This window comes from Bacillus sp. 7884-1, from assembly GCF_002272245.1.
In the GTDB taxonomy this organism is placed as follows: domain Bacteria; phylum Bacillota; class Bacilli; order Bacillales; family Cytobacillaceae; genus Neobacillus.
In genome coordinates, this window is record NZ_NPDD01000033.1 from 1 (window position 1) to 22,415 (window position 22,415).

26 protein-coding genes are annotated in these 22,415 nt (G+C 37.5%); all 26 read left to right on the plus strand.

Annotation, left to right across the window (positions count from 1 at the left end; translation table 11 throughout):
* The first annotated feature begins 201 nt into the window (after window positions 1-201).
* The 26 genes from CHI06_RS04760 to CHI06_RS04885 all read left to right on the plus strand — a co-directional run bounded on the left by CHI06_RS04760 (window position 202) and on the right by CHI06_RS04885 (window position 22,366).
* Window positions 202-387, plus strand: a complete 186-nt coding sequence (locus CHI06_RS04760; RefSeq protein WP_095247284.1) for a DUF2768 domain-containing protein — start codon at window positions 202-204, stop codon at window positions 385-387.
* Between the two features lie 21 nt (window positions 388-408).
* Window positions 409-1,116, plus strand: coding sequence for a hypothetical protein (locus CHI06_RS04765; RefSeq protein WP_095247285.1), 708 nt, complete (start codon window positions 409-411; stop codon window positions 1,114-1,116).
* Window positions 1,117-1,401: 285 nt separating this feature from the next.
* Window positions 1,402-2,880: a stage IV sporulation protein A gene (spoIVA, locus tag CHI06_RS04770; RefSeq protein WP_045517337.1), complete on the plus strand. Its 1,479-nt coding sequence runs from the start codon at window positions 1,402-1,404 to the stop codon at window positions 2,878-2,880.
* 361 nt (window positions 2,881-3,241) lie between these two features.
* On the plus strand, window positions 3,242-3,514 hold the full coding sequence (hbs, locus tag CHI06_RS04775) for a non-specific DNA-binding protein Hbs (RefSeq protein ID WP_066060959.1): 273 nt from the start codon (window positions 3,242-3,244) through the stop codon (window positions 3,512-3,514).
* A gap of 146 nt (window positions 3,515-3,660) precedes the next feature.
* Window positions 3,661-4,227, plus strand: coding sequence for a GTP cyclohydrolase I FolE (folE, locus tag CHI06_RS04780; RefSeq protein ID WP_095247286.1), 567 nt, complete (start codon window positions 3,661-3,663; stop codon window positions 4,225-4,227).
* Window positions 4,228-4,239: 12 nt separating this feature from the next.
* On the plus strand, window positions 4,240-4,476 hold the full coding sequence (mtrB, locus tag CHI06_RS04785) for a trp RNA-binding attenuation protein MtrB (RefSeq protein ID WP_095247287.1): 237 nt from the start codon (window positions 4,240-4,242) through the stop codon (window positions 4,474-4,476).
* 151 nt (window positions 4,477-4,627) lie between these two features.
* On the plus strand, window positions 4,628-5,449 hold the full coding sequence (locus CHI06_RS04790) for a heptaprenyl diphosphate synthase component 1 (protein WP_257009166.1): 822 nt from the start codon (window positions 4,628-4,630) through the stop codon (window positions 5,447-5,449).
* Window positions 5,450-5,453: 4 nt separating this feature from the next.
* On the plus strand, window positions 5,454-6,158 hold the full coding sequence (locus tag CHI06_RS04795) for a demethylmenaquinone methyltransferase (RefSeq protein ID WP_095247288.1): 705 nt from the start codon (window positions 5,454-5,456) through the stop codon (window positions 6,156-6,158).
* 45 nt (window positions 6,159-6,203) lie between these two features.
* The gene (gene hepT / locus CHI06_RS04800) at window positions 6,204-7,166 is read left to right on the plus strand and encodes a heptaprenyl diphosphate synthase component II (protein ID WP_095247289.1); all 963 of its coding nucleotides are present in this window, start codon (window positions 6,204-6,206) and stop codon (window positions 7,164-7,166) included.
* A 334-nt stretch (window positions 7,167-7,500) separates the two neighbouring features.
* Window positions 7,501-7,947, plus strand: a complete 447-nt coding sequence (gene ndk, locus CHI06_RS04805; RefSeq protein WP_095247290.1) for a nucleoside-diphosphate kinase — start codon at window positions 7,501-7,503, stop codon at window positions 7,945-7,947.
* A 240-nt stretch (window positions 7,948-8,187) separates the two neighbouring features.
* Window positions 8,188-9,360, plus strand: coding sequence for a chorismate synthase (aroC, locus tag CHI06_RS04810; protein ID WP_095247306.1), 1,173 nt, complete (start codon window positions 8,188-8,190; stop codon window positions 9,358-9,360).
* On the plus strand, window positions 9,360-10,430 hold the full coding sequence (gene aroB / locus CHI06_RS04815) for a 3-dehydroquinate synthase (RefSeq protein ID WP_095247291.1): 1,071 nt from the start codon (window positions 9,360-9,362) through the stop codon (window positions 10,428-10,430). The genes aroC and aroB overlap by 1 nt, the downstream gene beginning before the upstream one ends.
* An 18-nt stretch (window positions 10,431-10,448) precedes the next feature.
* Window positions 10,449-10,823, plus strand: a complete 375-nt coding sequence (aroH, locus tag CHI06_RS04820; RefSeq protein ID WP_095247292.1) for a chorismate mutase — start codon at window positions 10,449-10,451, stop codon at window positions 10,821-10,823.
* 42 nt (window positions 10,824-10,865) lie between these two features.
* The gene (gene hisC / locus CHI06_RS04825) at window positions 10,866-11,978 is read left to right on the plus strand and encodes a histidinol-phosphate transaminase (protein WP_095247293.1); all 1,113 of its coding nucleotides are present in this window, start codon (window positions 10,866-10,868) and stop codon (window positions 11,976-11,978) included.
* Window positions 11,979-11,989: 11 nt separating this feature from the next.
* Window positions 11,990-13,099: a prephenate dehydrogenase gene (locus tag CHI06_RS04830; RefSeq protein WP_095247294.1), complete on the plus strand. Its 1,110-nt coding sequence runs from the start codon at window positions 11,990-11,992 to the stop codon at window positions 13,097-13,099.
* A gap of 24 nt (window positions 13,100-13,123) precedes the next feature.
* Window positions 13,124-14,413: a 3-phosphoshikimate 1-carboxyvinyltransferase gene (aroA, locus tag CHI06_RS04835; protein WP_095247295.1), complete on the plus strand. Its 1,290-nt coding sequence runs from the start codon at window positions 13,124-13,126 to the stop codon at window positions 14,411-14,413.
* Between the two features lie 93 nt (window positions 14,414-14,506).
* A complete protein-coding gene (locus CHI06_RS04840; RefSeq protein ID WP_095247296.1) occupies window positions 14,507-15,406 on the plus strand; it encodes a hypothetical protein in 900 nt (299 codons plus the stop codon).
* Between the two features lie 30 nt (window positions 15,407-15,436).
* Window positions 15,437-16,702 (plus strand): tetratricopeptide repeat protein, encoded by a 1,266-nt coding sequence (locus CHI06_RS04845; RefSeq protein ID WP_095247297.1) that lies wholly within the window; start codon window positions 15,437-15,439, stop codon window positions 16,700-16,702.
* A 35-nt stretch (window positions 16,703-16,737) separates the two neighbouring features.
* On the plus strand, window positions 16,738-17,304 hold the full coding sequence (locus CHI06_RS04850; RefSeq protein ID WP_095247298.1) for a ReoY family proteolytic degradation factor: 567 nt from the start codon (window positions 16,738-16,740) through the stop codon (window positions 17,302-17,304).
* A 109-nt stretch (window positions 17,305-17,413) separates the two neighbouring features.
* Window positions 17,414-17,875 (plus strand): YpiF family protein, encoded by a 462-nt coding sequence (locus tag CHI06_RS04855; protein WP_095247299.1) that lies wholly within the window; start codon window positions 17,414-17,416, stop codon window positions 17,873-17,875.
* Window positions 17,876-18,012: 137 nt separating this feature from the next.
* A complete protein-coding gene (locus CHI06_RS04860; protein ID WP_142300923.1) occupies window positions 18,013-18,528 on the plus strand; it encodes a ubiquinol-cytochrome c reductase iron-sulfur subunit in 516 nt (171 codons plus the stop codon).
* Between the two features lie 3 nt (window positions 18,529-18,531).
* A complete protein-coding gene (gene qcrB, locus CHI06_RS04865; protein WP_095247301.1) occupies window positions 18,532-19,206 on the plus strand; it encodes a menaquinol-cytochrome c reductase cytochrome b subunit in 675 nt (224 codons plus the stop codon).
* Window positions 19,207-19,271: 65 nt separating this feature from the next.
* A complete protein-coding gene (locus tag CHI06_RS04870) occupies window positions 19,272-20,045 on the plus strand; it encodes a menaquinol-cytochrome c reductase cytochrome b/c subunit (protein WP_095247302.1) in 774 nt (257 codons plus the stop codon).
* 113 nt (window positions 20,046-20,158) lie between these two features.
* Entirely contained in the window at window positions 20,159-20,752 is a 594-nt protein-coding gene (locus tag CHI06_RS04875) for a DUF1405 domain-containing protein (protein WP_095247303.1), read from the plus strand.
* A gap of 79 nt (window positions 20,753-20,831) precedes the next feature.
* Complete coding sequence (ypjB, locus tag CHI06_RS04880) at window positions 20,832-21,626, plus strand: sporulation protein YpjB (RefSeq protein WP_257009167.1); 795 nt, start codon at window positions 20,832-20,834, stop codon at window positions 21,624-21,626.
* A 59-nt stretch (window positions 21,627-21,685) separates the two neighbouring features.
* Complete coding sequence (locus tag CHI06_RS04885) at window positions 21,686-22,366, plus strand: zinc metallopeptidase (protein WP_095247304.1); 681 nt, start codon at window positions 21,686-21,688, stop codon at window positions 22,364-22,366.
* The last annotated feature ends 49 nt before the right edge of the window (window positions 22,367-22,415 follow it).

Genomic DNA, 22,415 nt, shown 5'->3' on the forward strand with positions numbered 1-22,415 from the left:
CTCCTGCAGGACATTGATTTACTTCCTCGAATCTGCCCACGCACGAAGAAAATGCGATAGCATTTTCGAGGAGTCTCGTGCCTTCCGCACAAATCAACACGCTATATGAACAATTTCCTTCTTCACAGCAAAAAAATCAAAAGTTTTCATGAAAACATCATCCTTATGGTATAATAGCTTTCGGAATAAGGGGGTGTCCTAATGTCACTAGGTATGCTGAAAATGTGGATATCAATTGCGGGGATGGGTCTTATGTTCCTGGCGATTTTAACAATATATCTAAGTCGTTATAAGTTAAAAGGTATTCTAAAGGTTTTAACTGCCGTCTTAGCTTACATTTTTTTATTAATTTCAGGTATTACATTATTTGTTGTCCTTTTTACATAATTCAAAAAAACAGGTGATTGTATGAATTGGAAAGTCATTTGCACGTTACTAATCTTTACCACTTTGATGTTATCAGGATGCATGTATCCCTCTGAGAAGTTAGTAGAGAATCAAATCCCTTATACCGACCAAATCCAAGCAGTTCAACAAGCTGTGAACTCCTTTAAGGAGGATAATGGGGGAATACTGCCGATAAAAACAAGAGATGCAGTGACTCCAATCTATCAAAAATATCCGATAGATTTTAAAAAAATCGCTCCCAAGTACCTTGCAGAGCCCCCAGGGAATGCCTTTGAAAGTGGCGGGATCTTTCAATATGTGCTTGTAGATGTTGAAACCAATCCAACTGTAAAACTGTTAGACTTAAGGATGGTTGATACGATTCGTGATATAAAACTGAGGATTAAATCCAATGGATATCCGCCATATAAAGACAAACTTGCTGAAAATGTGTATACGATTGATTTTAATGAATTAGGTTATAAGCAGGAGCCATATGCTGTTAGCCCATTTTCTAATCAAAATCTCCCACTTGTGGTCACAACAGATGCTGAAGTCTATGTCGATTACCGGCAGGATTTATTCCAGCAGCTAAAAAAAGCGGTAAAGCCGGTAAAACCAGGTGAGGATATACGGAATATTCTTGTGGAAGATTCCATGTTTGTTCCTGCCTATTCTTTGCCTTACACAATTGATGAGAATAATGAGCCGGTTTTTTTAAAGCAATAAGAATGTCAAATAGTCATAACCCTTCACCTGCGAAATATATTGTAGGAGTAGGGTTTTTTTTTTGGCAAAAAAGGATCTCTTGTACTTTGCCTCGGAAACCCTAATTCGTTCAACTGTTCAGACACAACAGATACGGGCATATTCATGGAATATTTATTTAAGGGGGTAAAAAATTTATAAAAAAGTGTCATAACAATATAGGACAACGTCATAAGTATATATTGTCCAAAAATATCTTGATGGATAATATTATCCCACTTTACTCTATGATCGGGAGGGGATCACTTGGAAAAGGTTGATATTTTCAAAGATATTGCCGAAAGAACTGGCGGTGATATTTATTTAGGAGTAGTAGGTGCTGTTCGAACAGGAAAATCCACATTTATTAAAAAATTTATGGAGCTTGTAGTTTTACCGAATATAGACAATGAGGCAGAGAGATCAAGAACAGTTGATGAACTTCCTCAGAGTGCAGCAGGGAAAACAATTATGACAACAGAGCCAAAGTTCGTTCCGAATCAAGCGGCAACTGTTCATGTTGATGAGGGCCTTAATGTAAATATTAGATTGGTTGATTGTGTTGGTTACACCGTTCCGGGTGCAAAAGGATATGAGGATGAAAATGGCCCTAGAATGATTACTACCCCATGGTACGAGGAACCTATTCCGTTCCATGAAGCTGCTGAAATTGGAACACGAAAAGTGATTCAAGAGCATTCTACAATTGGCGTAGTGGTTACTACTGATGGGACAATTGGTGAAATTCCAAGAAGCAATTACATTGAAGCTGAGGAAAGAGTCATTAACGAACTGAAGGAAGTTGGCAAACCGTTTATTATGGTTGTCAATAGCGCCCAGCCATATCACCCTAGCACTGAGACGCTTAGGTCTAGCTTAGCGGAAAAGTATGACATTCCTGTCCTCGCAATGAGTGTTGAAAGTATGCGCGATAGTGATGTACTCAATGTTCTCAGAGAGGCACTATATGAGTTTCCAGTCCTTGAGGTTAATGTTAATCTGCCTAGCTGGGTCATGGTATTGAGAGAAAATCACTGGCTGCGTGAAAGTTATCAAGAAGCTGTTAAAGAAACAGTTAAAGATATCAAGAGATTAAGAGATGTTGATCGGGTCGTGCAGCAGTTTAGCGACTTTGATTATATTGAGAGAGCTGGGTTAGCTGGAATTGAAATGGGTCAAGGTGTGGCAGAAATTGATTTATTTGCTCCAGACGAACTTTACGATGATATTTTAAAAGAAATTGTCGGGGTTGAAATCAGGGGGAAAGATCATCTTCTTGAGCTCATGCAGGATTTTGCACATGCAAAAGCAGAATATGACCATATTTCTGACGCATTAAGAATGGTCAAACAAACTGGCTACGGTATTGCGTCGCCGTCACTTTCAGATATGAGCTTGGAAGAACCTGAAATTATCCGCCAGGGTGCAAGGTTTGGAGTTAGGCTGCGAGCGGTTGCCCCATCGATTCATATGATAAAGGTTGATGTTGAATCTGAGTTCGCTCCGATTATTGGGACAGAAAAGCAAAGTGAAGAGTTAGTTCGCTACCTAATGCAGGACTTCGAGGATGATCCATTATCCATCTGGAACTCTGATATATTTGGACGTTCGTTAAGCTCTATCGTTAGGGAGGGTATCCAAGCCAAGCTTTCCTTAATGCCAGAGAATGCAAGATATAAACTAAAAGAGACGTTAGAGAGAATTATTAACGAAGGATCAGGCGGTTTGATTGCAATAATCCTTTAGGCTTGAAGACTCCAATTGGAGTCTTTTTTCTTTTCTAACAAATATCTACACCCAAAATTACAAAATTTAGTAGAAATTTGTAGAAATGAAGAAAAGATTACCATTATTTCATGAATTATTCTTGATAAGCGTAAATGATTGTGATAATCTTTTATCAGACTTACGTTTGGTGCTTAAAACCTTTATATAATAAGGTTTTTATTAAAAAAGTAGATTAAAATATCAAAAGCAGTAATTTTTGATTACTTTTCCAATAAAACCGCGCTATGACGTATAGAAATAAGAAAAATTGTTTAGAAATGTAGATAAGTAATCTTATTTATGATTCTTAACTAATAATTATTGGGAGGAGGTGAATAGCATGAACAAGACAGAACTAATTAACGCAGTTGCAGAAGCAAGCGAGCTATCTAAAAAAGACGCTACAAAAGCAGTTGATGCTGTTTTTGATGCAATTCTAGATGCTTTGAAAAATGGTGATAAAGTCCAACTAATCGGTTTTGGAAACTTTGAAGTACGCGAACGCGCAGCACGTAAAGGACGTAATCCTCAAACTGGTGAGGAAATCGAAATTGGTGCAAGCAAAGTTCCTGCTTTCAAACCAGGTAAAGCGCTTAAAGATGCAGTAAAATAATTACATAAATTTATTGCCTCGGCAAAAAGGTCATGGTAACCACCATGGCCTTTTTTCTGTGGTATTCTTACTTTGAACATCAATTTTGTTGTGCTAATATGTATTTGTCATATATACTTGGTTGATATATAGTAGGGGGAATATGCATGTCTGAAGTGAATCGTACCCAAATTGAAGAGGCAGTACGTTTAATATTAACAGCGATTGGTGAAGATCCGAGCAGGGAAGGCTTGCTTGATACTCCGAAACGAGTAGCAAAAATGTACGAAGAGGTTTTTAGTGGTCTTTATGAAGATCCGAAAAAACATTTCGAGACCGTATTTAGTGAAGACCATGAAGAATTAGTTCTAGTGAAGGATATCCCGTTCTATTCTATGTGTGAACACCATCTAGTACCTTTCTTTGGAAAAGCACATGTTGCCTATATTCCAAAAGATGGACGTGTGACAGGGTTAAGCAAATTGGCAAGGGCAGTAGAGGCAGTCGCTAAGAGACCTCAGCTGCAAGAGAGAATCACTTCTACCATTGCTAATAGTTTGATGGAGAAATTAGCTCCCCATGGAGTAATGGTTGTTGTTGAGGCAGAACATATGTGTATGACAATGCGCGGGGTGAAAAAACCAGGGTCAAAGACAGTAACAACTGCAGTACGTGGCAATCTTGCAAATGATACTATTGCTCGTTCTGAAATTTTATCTTTAATTAAGAGTTAGTGGGGTGATACTATGGAAAAACGACAACCACAAAGCAGCGAGTTTGTTGTTATCAAAGCAGTTGATGATGGTGTCAATGTTATCGGATTAACGAGAGGCAGTGACACGAAATTTCATCATTCTGAAAAGCTGGATAAAGGTGAAGTACTTATTGCTCAATTCACCGAACATACATCAGCAATAAAGATTAGGGGAAATGCAAAAATAATGACGCAATTTGGCGAAATTGAAAGCGAAATGAAAAAATAATCTCTCATTCGTTTTTCATTCTTATTTCATATCGGTAGAAATGTATTTATTTTGTGAATTTCTGCCCATACATAAGCTTTTATGATATAATTGTCACTGCCTTGTTTACATAAAAGGATCGTAATAAATATATTAATTCGGGGAAGCAAGGGTGATTAATTTGCCAGACATTCGACAAAAGTTTACAGACATTAAGGAGCAAGTTGAGCAAAAAGTATTTCATCCTTACTTGCTAAAATATATTGAGAAGCCTGTAATTGATGAAGATAAACTGCTTATTCTTGTGTCCATTATGGATCGACTCGAATTGTCTTACAATGAGTTAAAAAATTATACGATGACAACTATGCTTATCCAGATTGCCCTTGATACCCATGAGCATATATCTAATGCAAATGTGGATGAAAAAAATAGACAATTAACGGTCCTAGCTGGGGATTATTATAGTGGTTTATATTATAAACTATTGGCAGATTCTGAAAATATTATCATGATAAAAGAACTCTCCAAAGGGATAAAAGAGGTTAATGAACATAAAGTTTCCGTCTATCAGAAGGAACTTAACGGAATTGACAACTTAATGACAAGTATAAAGAAAATTGAAAGCTCTTTACTTGTGAAATTCTCTGAATGTTTTAAAGTAGACTTATGGAATGAATTTATAGCGAACTTATTTTTTTTCAAACGTTTGCTTGAAGAGAAGAACCTTTTTATAGAAGCTAGAAGCAGCTATGTGTTTGAATATATGAAAGATATTACCATTCCAAATAAACACCTTACAATAAAAAATCTATCTGATAAACAGCAAAGTGATTTGCTAGTAATTTGTGATCGATATCTTGATTCTTCAAAACAATTCCTACTAAAAGGGATAAGTCAGCTGCCATATTTAAATGATATGCTTGAAGCTAGAATTACTTCGATCATTAATGAACATCAACCAATTGCGAAAACTTTAGTGGAAGAAGGGTAAGCAAATGCAGCAATCTAAGGAGCAACGAGTTCATAAGGTCTTTGAGAAAATATCTGATAACTATGATAAAATGAACTCGGTTATTAGTTTTCAGCAGCATATCAAATGGCGTAAGGATACCATGAGAAGGATGAATGTCAAACCAGGTTCGAAAGCGCTGGATGTATGTTGTGGAACAGGGGACTGGACGATTGCTTTAGCTGAAGCTGTTGGTCCTTCCGGTGAAGTGACTGGATTGGACTTTAGTCAAAATATGTTAAATGTTGGGGTTGAAAAGGTAAAAAGACTTGGTCTAAAGCAGGTTAACTTACTTCATGGTAATGCAATGGAATTGCCTTTCCCTGATAATAGCTTTGATTATGTAACGATAGGGTTTGGGTTACGAAATGTTCCTGATTACCTTCAAGTGTTAAAGGAAATGAATCGTGTTTTAAAACCAGGAGGAATTGCGGTTTGTCTTGAAACCTCCCAGCCTACTTTAGTAGGGTATAAACAGCTATATTATTTTTATTTTAAATTTATCATGCCAATGTTTGGCAAGTTATTTGCAAAGAGCTATAAAGAATATTCCTGGCTCCAAGAATCGGCCCGCAATTTTCCGGGAATGAAAGAATTGGCTAGAATGTTTGAGACAGCCGGCTTTAAAGATGTATATTATAAGCCGTATAGTGGTGGAGCTGCAGCCGTTCATTTCGGATATAAAAAGTAAATTTTTAATAGACATGCAAACAGGACGAAAAGCTGGTGAATACAAATGAAATTAAAGATGATGTATTCATTTTTGAATTCAGATATAAATACAATCGAAAGAAAATTAGAAGAGACCATTCAGGCGGATTCTCTGCTTTTGAAACGGGCTTCTTTGCATACCCTTCAGGCAGGAGGTAAAAGAATTCGACCTGTTTTTGTTTTATTGGCTGGTAAGTTCGGTCAGTATGATATTAATATTATGAAAAACGTTGCTGTTGCTCTAGAGCTTATACACATGGCTTCATTGGTACATGATGACGTCATTGACGATGCGGATTTGCGAAGAGGTCAGCCAACAGTAAAGGCAAAATGGGACAACAAGACTGCCATGTATACGGGTGATTTTATTTTTGCACTTTCACTTGAATTGATGAGTGAAATAAATAAGCCCTTAGCTCATAAAATATTAGCCAATACCATTGTTGAGGTAACAATAGGTGAAATTCAACAAATAAAGGATAAGTACCGTTTTAATCAAAATCTCAGGGATTATTTGCGCCGGATCAAAAGGAAGACAGCTCTGCTCATTTCTGCAAGTTGTCAGCTTGGTGCTATTGCTGCGGATGTTGAAGAGTCCACTCATAAAAAACTGTACTTATTTGGTTATTACGTTGGAATGGCATTTCAAATTACAGACGATATCTTGGATTTTACTTCCTCAGAAGAGGAGCTGGGAAAACCTGCAGGCAGTGACCTGCTTCAAGGGAATATTACAGCTCCCGCTCTCTATGCAATGGAGAATGAGAACATTCGCAAGGAGATTGTAAAGGTTCACGAGGATATGGAGCCTGCTCAAATTCAAAAAATCATCACACTTATTAAAGAGTCCGGTGCAATTGAAAAGTCGATTTCATTAAGCGATTTGTACTTAGATAAAGCATTAGCAGTACTAGAAGAGCTGCCAGCTAATCGAGCCAAAAAAACACTGCGTGATATCGCAAAATTCATCGGTCGCCGAAAATATTAAAAACAAATGGAGCTAATCTGTGATTAGCTCCATAGTTTTTAATGCCTAATTCTACGTATTTTCGCCTTTTTATTCGTGACCTCCCTCCAAAAAAGTTGGTGTCAGAGTCACTATTGCTCTTATGAGTGACCGCGTTCGCTATTATTATCAGTTGACGGTCTCTCATCGCTCTTATGAGTGACCACGTCATCCCTTTTTATGAGATTAAGGGTTCTCATCGCAACTCTTCTGCTTTTCTGACTTGCGAAATATTCAAAAAAATGATAACATTTTCAATGGATTGTCCCACTATGACAATTATTATATTATACATACTATTTTAGGAGTGGAATTCATGGAAAAAACATTTTTAATGGTGAAACCTGATGGTGTACAACGTAATTTAATCGGAGAAATCGTTGCTCGTTTTGAAAAAAAGGGTTTCCAATTAGTTGGCGCTAAATTAATGAGCATTCCGACTGAACTTGCACAAGAGCACTATGGTGAGCATAAAGAACGTCCTTTCTTTGGTGAATTGGTGGATTTCATTACATCTGGACCAGTATTTGCTATGGTTTGGCAAGGTGAAAATGTTATTGCTACTGCACGTCAAATGATGGGGTCAACAAATCCGAAAGATGCAGCTCCAGGTACAATCCGTGGCGAATTTGGATTAACAGTTGGAAAAAATGTTATTCACGGTTCAGATTCACCTGCAAGTGCAGAGCGTGAAATTGGGTTGTTTTTTAAAGATGGCGGCGTTGTAGAGTACTCTAAACTAGTTAACGAATGGATTTACTAATTTAGATATTAAAGGCACTTGTATGCATATACAGGTGCCTTTTTTGTATGCGCATACAAAAAAATGATTAAAATAAATCAGAAACAATAGTGTACAAAATGGTTAACTGTCATTATCATTAAGTAAATAATCATCTATCTATTTATGCTATTTTCAGATAATTATACTAGGTTTATTATTCTAATTATGGTATATTGATAAAAATCCTTTAATGAGTTGAAGGGGGAAAGTGAAATGGGAATGAGATATATAACAGCTGGAGAATCACACGGTCCGCAATTAACAACAATTATAGAAGGACTGCCTGCTGGAATGCCATTATTAGCTGAGGATATTAATACAGAGCTTGCAAGGCGGCAGCAGGGATACGGGCGCGGTAGACGAATGCAAATAGAAAAGGATACCGTTGAAATCACATCTGGAGTACGACATGGTGAAACTCTCGGATCTCCAGTTGCTCTAGTAGTAAAGAATAATGACTGGAAGCATTGGACGAAAATTATGGGAGCAGACCCATTATTAGATGGACAAGAGGATGAAGTAAAACGAAAAATAACTCGTCCAAGACCTGGACATGCAGATTTAAATGGGGCAATAAAATACGGGCATCGAGATATGAGAAATGTCCTTGAGCGGTCTTCTGCACGAGAAACCACTGTAAGAGTAGCAGCTGGTGCAGTTGCTAAGAAACTTTTATCGCTAGTTGGTGTTACACTTGTTTCCCATGTAGTTGAAATTGGCGGGATTAAGGCCAAGCCGAATACAGAATTATCAATTGAAGAAATAAAGGAAAGAACAGAGCTTTCATCTGTACGCTGTGCAGACCCTAGTGTAGAACGGGAAATGATGGATGCAATTGACAATGCTAAGAAGAATGGTGATTCCATTGGCGGAGTTGTTGAAGTAATTGCTTCGGGTATGCCTGCAGGAATAGGAAGCTATGTGCAATATGATAGAAAATTAGATGCAAAACTCGCAGCAGCGATAATAAGTATAAATGCGTTTAAAGGAGTAGAGTTTGGAATTGGCTTTGAAGCTGCAAGAAAGCCTGGAAGCGAAGTGCATGATGAGATTGTTTGGGATCAAGAAAATGGTTATACGCGAAAGACGAACCGTTTAGGTGGTTTTGAAGGCGGTATGACCACAGGGATGCCTATTGTTGTTCGCGGAGTAATGAAGCCAATTCCAACGCTATATAAGCCGCTCATGAGTGTTGACATCGATACAAAGGAGCCATTTTCTGCAAGTGTAGAGCGTTCTGACAGCTGTGCTGTTCCTGCAGCAGCAGTAGTGGCAGAAAATGTGGTAGCATGGGAGCTTGCTAATTCTCTAATTGAACAATTTTATAGTGATCGATTCGAGACATTTGCTGCTGAAATTAACACTCAGCGTGAATATGCGAGGGAATTTTAATGGAGACCATTGAAATTCAAACGAGTTCCAAAAGCTATAATGTGTTTGTGGGCGAAGGCATAATAAGTGAAATAAGTACTTTTTTTAAGAATCATTTTACAAATCTGACTAGAATATTAATTATTACAGATGAAACAGTTGGCAGGATTCATCTTGATAAAGTATTACCGTTCTTGACTGAATGGAATCCTGTTGTTTTTACTGCTCCCAGTGGGGAAAAGGCAAAAACGTTCGAAGTCTTTTATGACGCATTATCCGTGGCTTTAGAAAACAGACTAGATCGTAAATCGGCCATCCTCGCTTTTGGCGGTGGTGCAGTAGGTGACTTATCTGGTTTTGTTGCTTCAGCGTTTATGAGAGGAATTCCATTTATCCAAGTCCCAACTACCATCCTTGCTCATGATAGTGCAGTTGGTGGAAAGGTAGCTATTAATCATCCTCTAGGAAAAAATATGATTGGGGCTTTTCATCAGCCTGAGGCTGTTTTTTATGATTTGGAATTACTCCATACACTGCCTGAGCAAGAAATTCGTTCTGGTTTTGCAGAGGTTATTAAGCATGCACTTATATACGATGCTAGCTTTTATCAATGGTTGAAATCAGATATCCATAATCTTAATTCTTTAACCTCTGAACAATTATTTAAATCTCTTACAAAAGGGATTCAAATAAAAAATGAATTTGTGTCAAAGGATGAAAAAGAGACTGGTATTCGTGCTTACTTAAATTTTGGCCATACACTAGGTCATGCAATTGAATCTGAGATGGGCTACGGTAATTTCACACATGGTGAAGCTGTAATGATTGGTATGATTTTTGCATTAAAGATAAGTAAAGAGGTTTCAGGGCTATCCTTTAATTCAGAAGAGTTTATTACTTGGGTTAAAGGACTAGGGTACCAAACAGAAATACCAGCTCATTTATCCGTTGAGCGGTTGCTGTCAAAAATGAAGCAGGATAAAAAGTCTGCAGGCGGTTCTGTAAAGTTTGTATTGTTAGAGCAAATAGGGGAACCAAAACTTCAGGAGCTTTCGGATGATTTTCTATTAGGTCAGCTCAAGAACTTTTAATAACTAGGGGGGCTTTTCATGATTAGAGGGGTGAGGGGAGCAATCACCGTCGATTGCAATACCGAGGAAGTAATCGTATCTGCAACAGAAGAGCTTGTGAAACAGTTGATTGAGGGAAATAATATTCTTCCTGAGCAAGTAGCTTCTGTTTTTATTTCAACAACAGAGGACTTAGATGCAGTTTTTCCAGCAAGAGCACTGCGTAAATTTGCTGGCTGGACCTACGTCCCTGTTATGTGCATGAGAGAATTGCCTGTGCCAAATTCTTTGGAAATGTGCGTTAGAGTTATGATGCATGTAAATACGGCAGTAACACAGGAAGAAATTGTGCATGTTTATTTAGGGGGGGCAAAGGTATTAAGACCTGATTTAGGTAATACCATGGCTAAATAGACAGCATTATAATATATCATCTTAAGGATGGGGTGGAGATAAATGAGATGGAAAAAGCAGTTATTAACACTGGCTCCATATCAGCCAGGCAAATCAATTGAGTCAGTAAAAAAACAATATAATTTAGAACGGATTGTTAAGCTAGCCTCAAATGAAAATCCATTTGGGTGTTCAAATAAAGTACTTTCTGCATTAAAAAACAATCAACCAGAATTTGCTATTTACCCCGATGGCTACATGACCACTTTAAGGGAATCCGTAGCTTCTTTTTTAAATGTAAGTCAAGATGAACTAATATTTGGGAATGGTTCGGATAACATTATCCAAATTATTTCAAGGTCATTATTACATCCAGGAGCCAATACGGTAATGGCGACCCCCTCTTTTTCTCAATACAAGCATAATGCTGTGATTGAAGGAGCAGAGATTAGGGAAATCCCATTACTCAATGGAGAGCATGACTTAGAGCAAATGTATGCTGCCATTGATGAAAATACCAATGTTGTCTGGGTTTGCAGCCCTAATAATCCAACTGGTACATATGTATCAAAAAATAAATTAATTGCCTTTTTAGATCAAGTTCCTTCTCATGTTTTAGTGGTGTTGGATGAGGCTTATTATGAATACGTAGTTGCTGATGATTACTATAATTCAATTGAATTAACACGAAATTATCCAAATTTAATTGTGTTACGAACATTTTCTAAAATATACGGGCTTGCTTCATTGAGAGTTGGCTATGGTATTGCCAACAGGTCTATTATTCAAGCACTCGAACCTGCAAGAGAACCGTTCAATGTTAATTCATTTGGACAAGTGGCGGCACAAGCTGCTCTTGGGGACCAAGAGTTTGTCGAAGATTGCAAAGAGAAAAATAGACAAGGTTTGACTAAATTTTATGATTTCTGCAAAAAACACGAACTTGATTATTATCCTTCTCAAACTAATTTTGTTTTAATAGATATAAATGCCGATGCCAATCAAGGGTTTCAATTTTTATTAGAAAAAGGCTATATCGTCAGATCTGGGAAAGCATTAGGATTCCCTTCTTCATTAAGAATTACTGTTGGTTCTTCAGAACAAAATGAAGGTGTATTAAAAGCACTAGGTGAATTTTTAACACAACAAAATACAGCTAAGCTCAGTGGAAAATAGGGGGACTACCAATGAAAGGCCGAGTTTTTGTTATTGGGCTTGGGTTAATTGGCGGTTCTTTAGCTTTATGTATTAAGAAAGAACATAAAGACGCTATCATAATCGGCTATGATATTCATCAAGAACAAGCAAGGCTAGCTAAAATGCTGGGTGTTGTTGATGAAGTGGCTGATCATATAGCAGAAGGTGCCGCATCTGCAGATTTAATTATTATTTCCGCACCAGTAATCGAAACGGAAGCGATTATTCACGTATTGTCAGAGCAATCGTTAAATCCAGAAGTAATCATTACTGACACCGGAAGTACAAAAAGTAAAATTGTTGCTAATGCTGCAAGCCTAATGAAAAAAGGATACACCTTTATTGGGGGTCATCCGATGGCTGGCTCACATAAAAGTGGTGTGTCGGCTGCAAAAGAAATTCTTTTTGAGAATGCCTTTTATCTACTAACACCAGAGGAAAATATTGAAAACCCAAAAGTGGAAATGTTGAAGGCATGGCTGAATGGCACAAATGCGAAATTTTTAAGTGTCACACCGGAAACCCATGATTATTTAACAGGAGTCGTCAGCCATTTCCCTCATATCATTGCAGCCTCTATCGTTCGTCAAACTGAGAGGTTAGCTGGTGGAGAGAGTCTTATTCCGCGTTTAGCAGCAGGAGGATTTAGAGATATTACTAGGATTGCATCAAGCAGCCCAGCAATGTGGAAGGATATTTTACTGCATAATCGTGAAGTCCTGATAGGGTTGATAGAACAGTGGAAAGAAGAAATGAATTGGGTGAAGGACTTACTTGAGGAAGAAAATGGTGAGGAGATATTTCGCTATTTTCAGCAGGCTAAGCAATACCGGGATGGCCTGCCGGTAAGAGAAAAGGGAGCGATTCCTTCATTTTATGATCTATTTGTTGACGTTCCGGATTATCCTGGTGTTGTTTCTGAAGTTACTGGATACTTAGCAAAAGAAAATATTAGTATTACAAACATCCGTATTTTGGAAACTCGAGAAGATGAAATATACGGAGTATTAGTTATTAGTTTTCAAACAGAAGAGGACCGCGGGCGGGCGGAAAAGTGTATTCATAGCTGCTCAAGCTACGCTACCTCAATTGGAACATAATTTGATTTGAATATAGGTGATGAAATGGAATTAATAGCATTGCAGTCAACTAGGAATGGTTTAAAGGGAGTTATTGAAATACCTGGAGATAAATCAATTTCACATCGTTCTGTTATGTTTGGTTCAATTGCACATGGTGTAACAAGGGTGACGAATTTTCTGCCCGGCGATGACTGTTTAAGTACCATCTCCTGCTTCCGAAAGTTAGGAGTCGTAATTGAAGAAAATGAAAATGAATTAACCATTCATGGAAACGGATTTGACGGTTTAAAGGAACCTAATGAGATATTGGATGTTGGAAATTCTGGAACAACCATACGATTATTATTAGGAATTTTAGCAGGAAGACCATTCTACTCTTCACTTATAGGTGATGCCTCAATTGGCAAAAGACCTATGACAAGAGTGACGGAGCCGCTTAGAACAATGGGTGCGCAAATTGATGGCCGTAAGAATGGAGAATTTACTCCTCTTAGTATTCGAGGTGGGGATTTAAATCCGATTCACTATAATATGCCTGTTGCTAGTGCTCAGGTGAAATCTGCGTTAATACTTGCTGGTCTTCAAGCCGGGGGAGAAACAATCATTATCGAAAAAGCTGAATCGCGCGATCATACGGAAAGAATGATTCGGAAATTTGGTGGTGAAGTCGGGAAGGATAACCGTACAATTACGGTAAAAGGGTGTCAAAAGTTGATTGCTTCTGATATTTTGGTTCCTGGAGATATTTCTTCAGCAGCGTTTTTCCTAGTTGCTGGTGCGATTGTTCCTGATAGTGAAATTGTCCTAAAGAATGTAGGATTAAATCCTACTAGAACGGGTATCATCGAGGTCATGAATCAAATGGGTGCAAATTTAGAAATTCATAACCTTGATGAAGATGCCTTTGAACCGGTTGGAAATATTATGATTAAAACATCAAGTCTTAAAGGAACAGTCATTGAAGGTGATGTAATCCCAAGACTAATTGATGAAATCCCAATCATTGCCTTATTAGCTACACAAGCGGAAGGTACCACAATTATTAAAGATGCATCTGAGCTTAAAGTTAAAGAAACGAATCGAATTGATACAGTTGTGCAAGAATTATCGAAACTGGGTGCTTCAATAGAAGCTACTGACGATGGAATGATTATTCATGGAGGAACCTCTCTTAGAGGCGGAACTGTATCAAGTCATGGTGACCATAGAATCGGAATGATGCTTGCGATTGCTTCACTGCTATGTAAAGACGAAGTTCAGCTTGAAAACCCAGAGGCCATTTCGGTTTCTTACCCTAACTTTTTCAACCATCTTAATAGCTTAAAAAAATAAAGCTGCCGTTTGTGCAGCTTTTTTTCTGTCATAGTTTTTAAGATTGGCTCATAGCTTGTCTTAAGAACTTTAAAGCTAGGAAGGGGTGGTAGGATGGAGTATATTATTGAAAATGCCAATATTCTTAAGGAAACGGAAATTACAAAATCATCGTTGTTGATAAAAGGAAACCACATAGCTGCAAAATTTGCTAAAATTCATTATAAGAAATTAATGAAAATGAATGCAGAACCTTTTATTATGACCCCATCTTACGTACTTTTAGATTCAAGTATCCCTCTAAATGCTTCCTTTCAGGAATTTCGGAAATATATGATTGAGAATTTCCTTTTGAAAGGGTGTACCACCTTACTTACCTATATTACGATTTCTTACGAAAGTGAATTAACAAAAAAAATAAATGAAACCAAAACGGCACTTATGAGCAGTCCAATTGATTTCCTTATTAGTGTGAAAATTCCTCTTCGCATTTTAACTCCCTCCTTCATTAGGAAGTGTAAGAGAGAAAGAGTACCTGCGATTTTTTTAGAAGTTGATAATCTCAGTGAATTAATTAATATTCCTTGGGGCTGGATTAGGGAGGCTCTCTTCCCGTATAATTGTCCGCTTGTTCCAATAATTTCTAATGAAGGAAAGAAGGAAGCAAGAGGTGCTGTGTCGAAATGGAAAGGAATAATGGAAAATGAAAAAATTCCTGCAATATATGAGGAACTAAAAGAGAATCAACCATTATCACTTCAAGTATTAAACAAAATGGGCTTGTATCCACTAAAGGCAAGCTTACTGCATGGAGCAGAAGTAAGCTATAATTTATATATTAAAGCTAGAGAAATCATGAATGTTGATGAAGCGGCTTTATTTCTTTATCATAGTAGTAGACTTGTAGTGACAGTAAACAAGGGAAAAGTAATGAGAGCTGGGGAAGAGGTTTTATTTAAACCAGGATATGGAGAATATGTTAGGGTGCGTACTCCGTCATATTTTGCATTATAGTCAATCAAGGGAACCGAGAGGATAGAGATCATGGACAGAATAAATAAAATTATCTCAATGTTGGAAAGCGGTCAACATATTGAAGCTATAAATGAATATAATGTTGTATTAACCAAAGGTCAGCCCGATGAAAAATTCAACCTTGCAGAAGAAATGTTCCAGTTTGGGTTCTTAGATGAATCAAAGGCGCTAGTCGAAAATCTTTTGGCAATCTATCCAGAAGAGGGAGAACTCCTCGTCTTGCTAGGTGAAATATTAGTGGAGTCTGGGGATGAGGAACAAGCAATTCTAGAATTAGAAAAAATCTCCGAACACGACCCCAGCTTTGGACAATCTCTCTTGCTTTTAGCAGACTTATATCAGGTTCAAGGATTATTTGAGGTTTGTGAAAGAAAATTGCAGAAAGCTAAAGATATCTTGCCAGATGAGGTTATCATTGATTTCGCATTAGGTGAACTCTACAGTGAACAAGGAGAAGTAACGAAGGCATTGAAATCCTATGAAACAGTTTTGAAGGAGTATTACGAAATTGCAGGTGTAAGCATTTTTCAAAGAATGGCAGAGCTTCTCAGTGCCTCAGGGGAATTTGAAGAAGCGCTAGCCTATTATGACAAAGCAATTGATGAAAAATTAGAGATTAATACGCTATTTGGATATGCCTTTACAGCACTTCAAGCAGGATATAATCGTACTTCAATTGAGAAATTCGAAGAATTAAAAGGGCTTGACCCAGAATACCATTCCCTGTACTTACATCTAGCGAAGGCGTACGAACGGGAAGAAGAACTTGAAAATAGTCTAACGACGATTCAAGAAGGAATTAAGCAGGATGAATTTAATAAAGATTTATATTTCTTTGGTGGTAAAATTGCCATTAAACTTGCAAAACCAGAGTTAGCTGAACAGTATTTCCGTGAGGCACTTGCATTAGATCCAGGATTCACAGAAGCAGCTCTAACTCTAAATAAGCTCTTTTTTCAGCAGGAAAGGTATGGAGCGGTAATTGATTTAATCTCACAGCTGGATTTTGTAGATGATGAGGAACCCCAGCTTCTTTGGGACTCAGCCCTTGCATATGATAAGTTAGAGGAATATTCCAATGCATTAGACAAATATGAAAGTGCATATACTTTTTTTAAGAATAATGAAGCTTTTTTGAACGATTACGGTTATTTTCTAATTGAGGAAGGAAAAACCGACCTTGCTGCCGAAATTTTTAAACAGTTACAAAAAGGTGATCCTACAAATGGAGAATATGCTGATTTGCTTGACCGTCTATTAAGTAGAGAGAATTAATAAAAAGCTGAATATACAGAGGAGGGAAACTATATATGGCAACCCCTGTTTCTGTCAACGAGAAAAAGGACTTTATTCGTTGGTTTTTAAATCATTATCAATTAAAAAGAAGAGAGTGTGTTTGGATTCTTAATTATTTAATGAGTCACGACCAATTAATGGAGAAGGTTCATTTTGTAGAGCAAGCACAGTATTGTCCTCGCGGTTTAATCATGTCAACCCACTGCGTTGATAAAGTACCATTTCGCTTTTATAAAGAAAATGTTATGACCACTGATGCTGAAAAATCCTTTCATGATATTCGGTTAAATCGTGACGAAGATATTTTTATTCAATTAAACTTTCATGCTTCTAATCAAGCGCATCAATATGCAGCCGTGTTAGAAGAAAACCCATTTGTACCAAAGCACCTGCAAGTTAATGAAAAAGACGGTATCGTAGCAGAACAATTTTTACAAAACAGCATTGAGCGGTTTCAACGGGAGAAGTTGCTTCAATTAATTGATGAAGCACTTGATAAGCAGGATAAAACAGCTTTTAGTGCATTAACTGAAAAGCTAAATCAACTAAAAGAAACTGAGAAAAACGGAAGCCTGCGATAAGCAGGCTTCCGTTTTTGATATTACAGAATCTTTCCCGATTTTCGTTTTATGTTTTTTTGGAAAAAGTGATATGATAGAAGTAATGATGTGAAAAGGGCTGGTGTCATAAATGAAGTGGGTTTCAAAGGATATAGAAACATATTTAACAGCAAAAGAATACGTGGATACAGCTGTCATTCCCGTAATCTCGGTTTCATTTGGGGATGAAATGATGCAATCAGCCTCAAGTGCTGAATTTATTACGTTACTTACGAGTTACTTAGAAAGACAATTTACTGGAAGACTATTGTTACTTCCACCTTTTACATACTTAAAGAGTGATCATCCAGAAGACATAATTCAGCAGATGAAGAAATGGGAAGAAAATATTGAGAAGAATGAATTTAAGCATATTTTCTACATAACTTCAGAGAGTGATTGGAAAATATATGAGAAGGAGCTTACCGGTTCATTAATTTGGCTTCCGTCTCTGCCGCTTGAGCATTTGAACGATCAACAAAAGATTTCAATGATTGAGAGTCAAGTGAAGCAGCTGTTAAGTCTTTTTACTCAAAAATGGCAGGAAAATTAATAATTCTTTTCTGAATAACATGTTTTTAAAATAGTATGATATTGACCTAGGAAAAAGTTTGATATATCATTGTTATGTCCTAGTTTTATATGTGTTTAATTTATGTCCGATGGACTTAACTTGTGAATAGAGGGGGGATAAGCATGAGTAAGCATCGCGTATCAAGAAGACAATTTTTAACCTACACTTTGACGGGTGTTGGGGGATTTATGGCAGCAGGAATGTTAATGCCAATGGTTCGTTTTGCCATTGATCCAGTATTAACGGCGGAAGCTGGTGGGGATTTTATTGCAACTCCATTGAAAATTAAAGACATCACTGCAGAACCACAACGAGTTGATTTCACGTTTGAGCAAAAGGATGCTTGGTATACTTCAGACGTTACAAATACAGCCTGGGTTTATAAGGATGAACAGGATAACATAGTTGCCCTATCTCCAGTATGTAAACACTTAGGCTGTACAGTGGCATGGGGTACGGATAAAGCACATCCAGAACAATTCTTCTGTCCTTGTCACTTTGGACGATATACAAAGGATGGTACAAACGTTAAGGGTACTCCACCAATTGCACCGCTGGATGTATATCCATTGCAAGAAAAAGACGGTTTACTTTATTTAGGTAAAGCTGAACCACGTACAAAGGAGGCGTAATCATTGTTAAACAAAATTTACGATTGGGTAGATGAACGTTTAGATATTACGCCTTTGTGGCGCGATATCGCAGATCATGAGGTACCTGAGCATGTCAATCCAGCGCATCACTTTTCTGCGTTTGTATACTGCTTTGGCGGTATGACATTCTTTGTTACTGTTATTCAAATTTTATCTGGTATGTTCTTAACGATGTATTATGTACCGGATATTAAAAACGCGTGGGAGTCTGTATTCTACCTTCAAAACCAGGTAGCTTTTGGACAAATCGTTCGCGGTATGCACCACTGGGGTGCTAGTTTAGTTATTGTAATGATGTTCTTACATACATTACGCGTTTTCTTCCAAGGCGCTTACAAAAAACCTCGTGAACTAAACTGGATTGTTGGGGTTCTTATTTTCTTCATAATGCTAGCTTTAGGTTTAACAGGTTATTTATTACCTTGGGATATGAAAGCGTTGTTTGCTACAAAAGTTACACTTCAAATTATTGAAGCAGTACCGTTTATAGGTGTTCACCTGAAAACGTTACTGTCGGGTCATGAGACGATTGTCGGTGCTCAAACCTTAACTCGTTTCTTTGCGATTCACGTGTTCTTCTTACCTGCTGCTTTATTTGGCTTATTAGCAGCTCATTTCATGATGATTCGTAAACAGGGTATTTCTGGACCACTATAATACTCATAAATTGATTTTGATCTTTTAATAATCTTAATTTACGAATAAAGGAGGGGGATTGTTCGATGCATCGCGGAAAAGGAATGAAATTCGTTGGTGACTCACGTGTATTGGCACCTGAGGCCCGTACGAAAAAGAATATTCCAAAAGATTACTCAGAATACCCTGGTAAAACAGAGGCATTTTGGCCTAACTTCCTTTTGAAAGAATGGTTAGTAGGTGCAGTATTTCTTGTTGGGATTTTATGTTTAACAGTTGCACATCCTAGTCCACTTGAAAGGATTGCGGACCCATCAGATACAGGATATGTTCCAATGCCAGACTGGTATTTCTTATTCTTATACCAATTGCTAAAGTATGAATATGCAGCTGGACCTTATACAGTAGTTGGTGCAATGGTTATCCCTGGACTAGCTTTTGGAGCATTATTATTAGCTCCATTCTTAGATCGCGGACCAGAACGCCGTCCAAGCAAACGCCCATTAGCAACTGGATTTATGTTGTTGGCAATAGCAGCTATTACATTTTTAACTTGGCAGTCTGCTTCTACCCATGATTGGGAAGCAGCGAAAGAATATGGAAAAATCGTAGCAACCGCTGACATTGACAAGACATCTGAAGAATACAAAATTGCTTCAGATAATACTTGTTTATCTTGTCACGGTGATGCCTTCCAGGGTGGAGCAGCTGCACCATCTTTAGTTGATATTGGATTATCTGCTGATGAAATTGCAAAAATTGCAAAAGAAGGTAAAGGAAGTATGCCTCCTGGAGTTTTCAAAGGTGACGACGAACAGCTTAAAAAGCTTTCTGAATACATCGCAAACTTAGGGAAATAATAAATGATTAGTTAAAAGCTGACGGAATCTCGTCAGCTTTTATTATTAATGGCTATGTTAAAAAACTAAAATAACACAGCCTTATAATAAATTAGATGAAAAGAGGAAGAGAAGTGAAATGGATTTATCCCCTCTTAGCCAATAGATCATTTTTACTATTGTTGTTGATTATCAATATTGCCGGAACAGTCTACGGGTATGTGTGGTATGGTTGGCAATTAAAAGAAACTCCAGCTATTTTTCTTATATTTGTTCCTGACAGCCCGACTGCTAGTCTGTTTTTTGTTTTTGTAGTCGCTGCTTTCCTGTTTAAAAAGAATTGGCCACTTATGGAAGCACTTGCTATCGTTACTTTATTTAAGTATGGAATATGGGCTGTAGTAATGAATCTTCTAGTCTTTTTCGCACAGGGAGAGCTAGATTGGATTGGCGTAATGTTAATTTTCTCTCATTTTGCCATGGCAGTTCAAGCAATATTGTATTCTCCCTTTTATCGTTTTAAATGGTGGCACCTAATAGTCACAGCGATTTGGACACTACATAATGATGTTATTGACTACGTATTTTTTATGCTGCCTCGATATCACATGTTAAATGAGGTTACACCAGAAATTGGTTACTTTACTTTTTGGCTTTCGATTGTGTCAGTAGGTATTGGCTATTATTTTGTTATACGTCCTAATCGATTTAAACTAGAACTAAAATAGTTAATTGATAGGATAAAAGATGGTCTAACCTTGTCCACCCTTTCATACATTTTATTAGTAATGATAGGGGGGACAAGGTTTGAAGTATAAATGGTTGCTAATATTTGTTATTGTCATTATGCTCACTCCCATGACGGTAAGTGCTCATCAGCACACACCGATAGAGAAGTTAGATAGTATCTCTGATGAAGCACTGCAAATGATTAAATTTCAGAGATATGAAGATGGCAAAAAGCTGCTAAGTTACTTTTCTGAGCAATTCACAGATATCTCCAATAAAGAACATTCTTTTTCGATGGATGAATTAAGAATTATTACCGTATCCCATGATGAGGCAATGGAAGCTGCAGCCAGCTCAAATATGGCTTATGAGGAAAGGGTCCAAAAGCTTACGAAGTTTCGTCTTGTTGTGGATGCGATTGCTTCAAGTCATCAACCGCTATGGACAGAGATGAAGAATCAGATTATGACCGCCTTCCAGGAAGCTAGAATTGCTGCCAGCACCGGTGATACTGAACATTTTCACTCTAATTTTAATACGTTTATGTCCTTATACAATGTTATTTATCCAAGTATGAAAATTGATGTCTCTGCAGAAAATATTCAAAAGATAGATGCTCGTATCAATTTCATTGATGAATACCGTTCAGAGGTTGTTAGTAATGTAAAAAGCCAAGAAGAATTAGAAGGTCTTGAAATGGATTTAAAGAATCTATTTGATAATATGGATGAGGATGAGGCAGATCCATCTTTATGGTGGGTTATCATTTCAACAGGCAGTATTATCATTCTAACTTTATCTTATGTTGGCTGGAGAAAATATCAGGGTGAAAAAGAAATAAAGAAGAACCGTTCCAGAGTTCATAAGGATTAAACTTATTCTATGAACTTTCACCAAGAATAATGTCATCGCTAGAAAACTGGAGGTTCAACATGGGATTCTTAGTTTATTTTCTCATCATTATGTTAGTACCCCTATGGGCCCAATTTAGAGTTAAGGGTACTTTTGTTAAATATTCTCGTGTACCAAATTCAACCTATCGTACAGGGGCAGAAATTGCTAGGGAAGTTTTAAATGCAAACGGCCTTTTTAATGTTGGCGTTGAAGAGGGAAGGGGATTTTTAAGTGACCATTACGATCCAAGGACAAAAACAATAAGGTTATCACTGGAAAACTATCGTGGTCATTCAATAGCCGCTACTGCTATCGCTGCCCATGAATGTGGACATGCAATACAGGATGCACAACGGTACGCTTTTTTACGTTTTCGTCATGCTTTAGTTCCAGTAGCGAATATTAGCTCAAACTTTTCGTGGGTACTTGTTTTGATTGGTATCTTTTTTCAAATGAGTGGGCTGTTGTTAATAGGAATCGTTTTTATGGCAGCGGCAGTTCTGTTTCAGGTTATCACATTACCAGTTGAATTTAATGCCTCCAACCGAGCGATGGACCAAGTAGTTTCTCTAGGTCTAATACGCAATATGGAAGAGCGTAGCGCACGTAAGGTATTGAATGCAGCGGCTTTGACATACGTTGCTGCAGCAGCAGTTGCTGTTTTGGAATTATTTAGGCTGGTTCTTATATTTACAGGTATGAATAGAAGTAATGAATAAAAAGCAATGTCCGGAAAATGGACATTGCTTTTTTAGCTGTCTAGCTCCA

Excerpts from the sequence above, each read along its gene's own strand:
- CHI06_RS04760 (WP_095247284.1), top strand. The coding sequence starts at position 202 with ATGTCACTAGGTATGCTGAAAATGTGGATATCAATTGCGGGGATGGGT.
- CHI06_RS04765 (WP_095247285.1), top strand. The coding sequence starts at position 409 with ATGAATTGGAAAGTCATTTGCACGTTACTAATCTTTACCACTTTGATG.
- hbs (WP_066060959.1), top strand. The coding sequence starts at position 3,242 with ATGAACAAGACAGAACTAATTAACGCAGTTGCAGAAGCAAGCGAGCTA.
- folE (WP_095247286.1), top strand. The coding sequence starts at position 3,661 with ATGTCTGAAGTGAATCGTACCCAAATTGAAGAGGCAGTACGTTTAATA.
- mtrB (WP_095247287.1), top strand. The coding sequence starts at position 4,240 with ATGGAAAAACGACAACCACAAAGCAGCGAGTTTGTTGTTATCAAAGCA.
- CHI06_RS04795 (WP_095247288.1), top strand. The coding sequence starts at position 5,454 with ATGCAGCAATCTAAGGAGCAACGAGTTCATAAGGTCTTTGAGAAAATA.
- hepT (WP_095247289.1), top strand. The coding sequence starts at position 6,204 with ATGAAATTAAAGATGATGTATTCATTTTTGAATTCAGATATAAATACA.
- ndk (WP_095247290.1), top strand. The coding sequence starts at position 7,501 with ATGGAAAAAACATTTTTAATGGTGAAACCTGATGGTGTACAACGTAAT.
- aroC (WP_095247306.1), top strand. The coding sequence starts at position 8,188 with ATGAGATATATAACAGCTGGAGAATCACACGGTCCGCAATTAACAACA.
- aroB (WP_095247291.1), top strand. The coding sequence starts at position 9,360 with ATGGAGACCATTGAAATTCAAACGAGTTCCAAAAGCTATAATGTGTTT.
- aroH (WP_095247292.1), top strand. The coding sequence starts at position 10,449 with ATGATTAGAGGGGTGAGGGGAGCAATCACCGTCGATTGCAATACCGAG.
- hisC (WP_095247293.1), top strand. The coding sequence starts at position 10,866 with ATGAGATGGAAAAAGCAGTTATTAACACTGGCTCCATATCAGCCAGGC.
- CHI06_RS04830 (WP_095247294.1), top strand. The coding sequence starts at position 11,990 with ATGAAAGGCCGAGTTTTTGTTATTGGGCTTGGGTTAATTGGCGGTTCT.
- aroA (WP_095247295.1), top strand. The coding sequence starts at position 13,124 with ATGGAATTAATAGCATTGCAGTCAACTAGGAATGGTTTAAAGGGAGTT.
- CHI06_RS04840 (WP_095247296.1), top strand. The coding sequence starts at position 14,507 with ATGGAGTATATTATTGAAAATGCCAATATTCTTAAGGAAACGGAAATT.
- CHI06_RS04845 (WP_095247297.1), top strand. The coding sequence starts at position 15,437 with ATGGACAGAATAAATAAAATTATCTCAATGTTGGAAAGCGGTCAACAT.
- CHI06_RS04850 (WP_095247298.1), top strand. The coding sequence starts at position 16,738 with ATGGCAACCCCTGTTTCTGTCAACGAGAAAAAGGACTTTATTCGTTGG.
- CHI06_RS04855 (WP_095247299.1), top strand. The coding sequence starts at position 17,414 with ATGAAGTGGGTTTCAAAGGATATAGAAACATATTTAACAGCAAAAGAA.
- CHI06_RS04870 (WP_095247302.1), top strand. The coding sequence starts at position 19,272 with ATGCATCGCGGAAAAGGAATGAAATTCGTTGGTGACTCACGTGTATTG.
- CHI06_RS04885 (WP_095247304.1), top strand. The coding sequence starts at position 21,686 with ATGGGATTCTTAGTTTATTTTCTCATCATTATGTTAGTACCCCTATGG.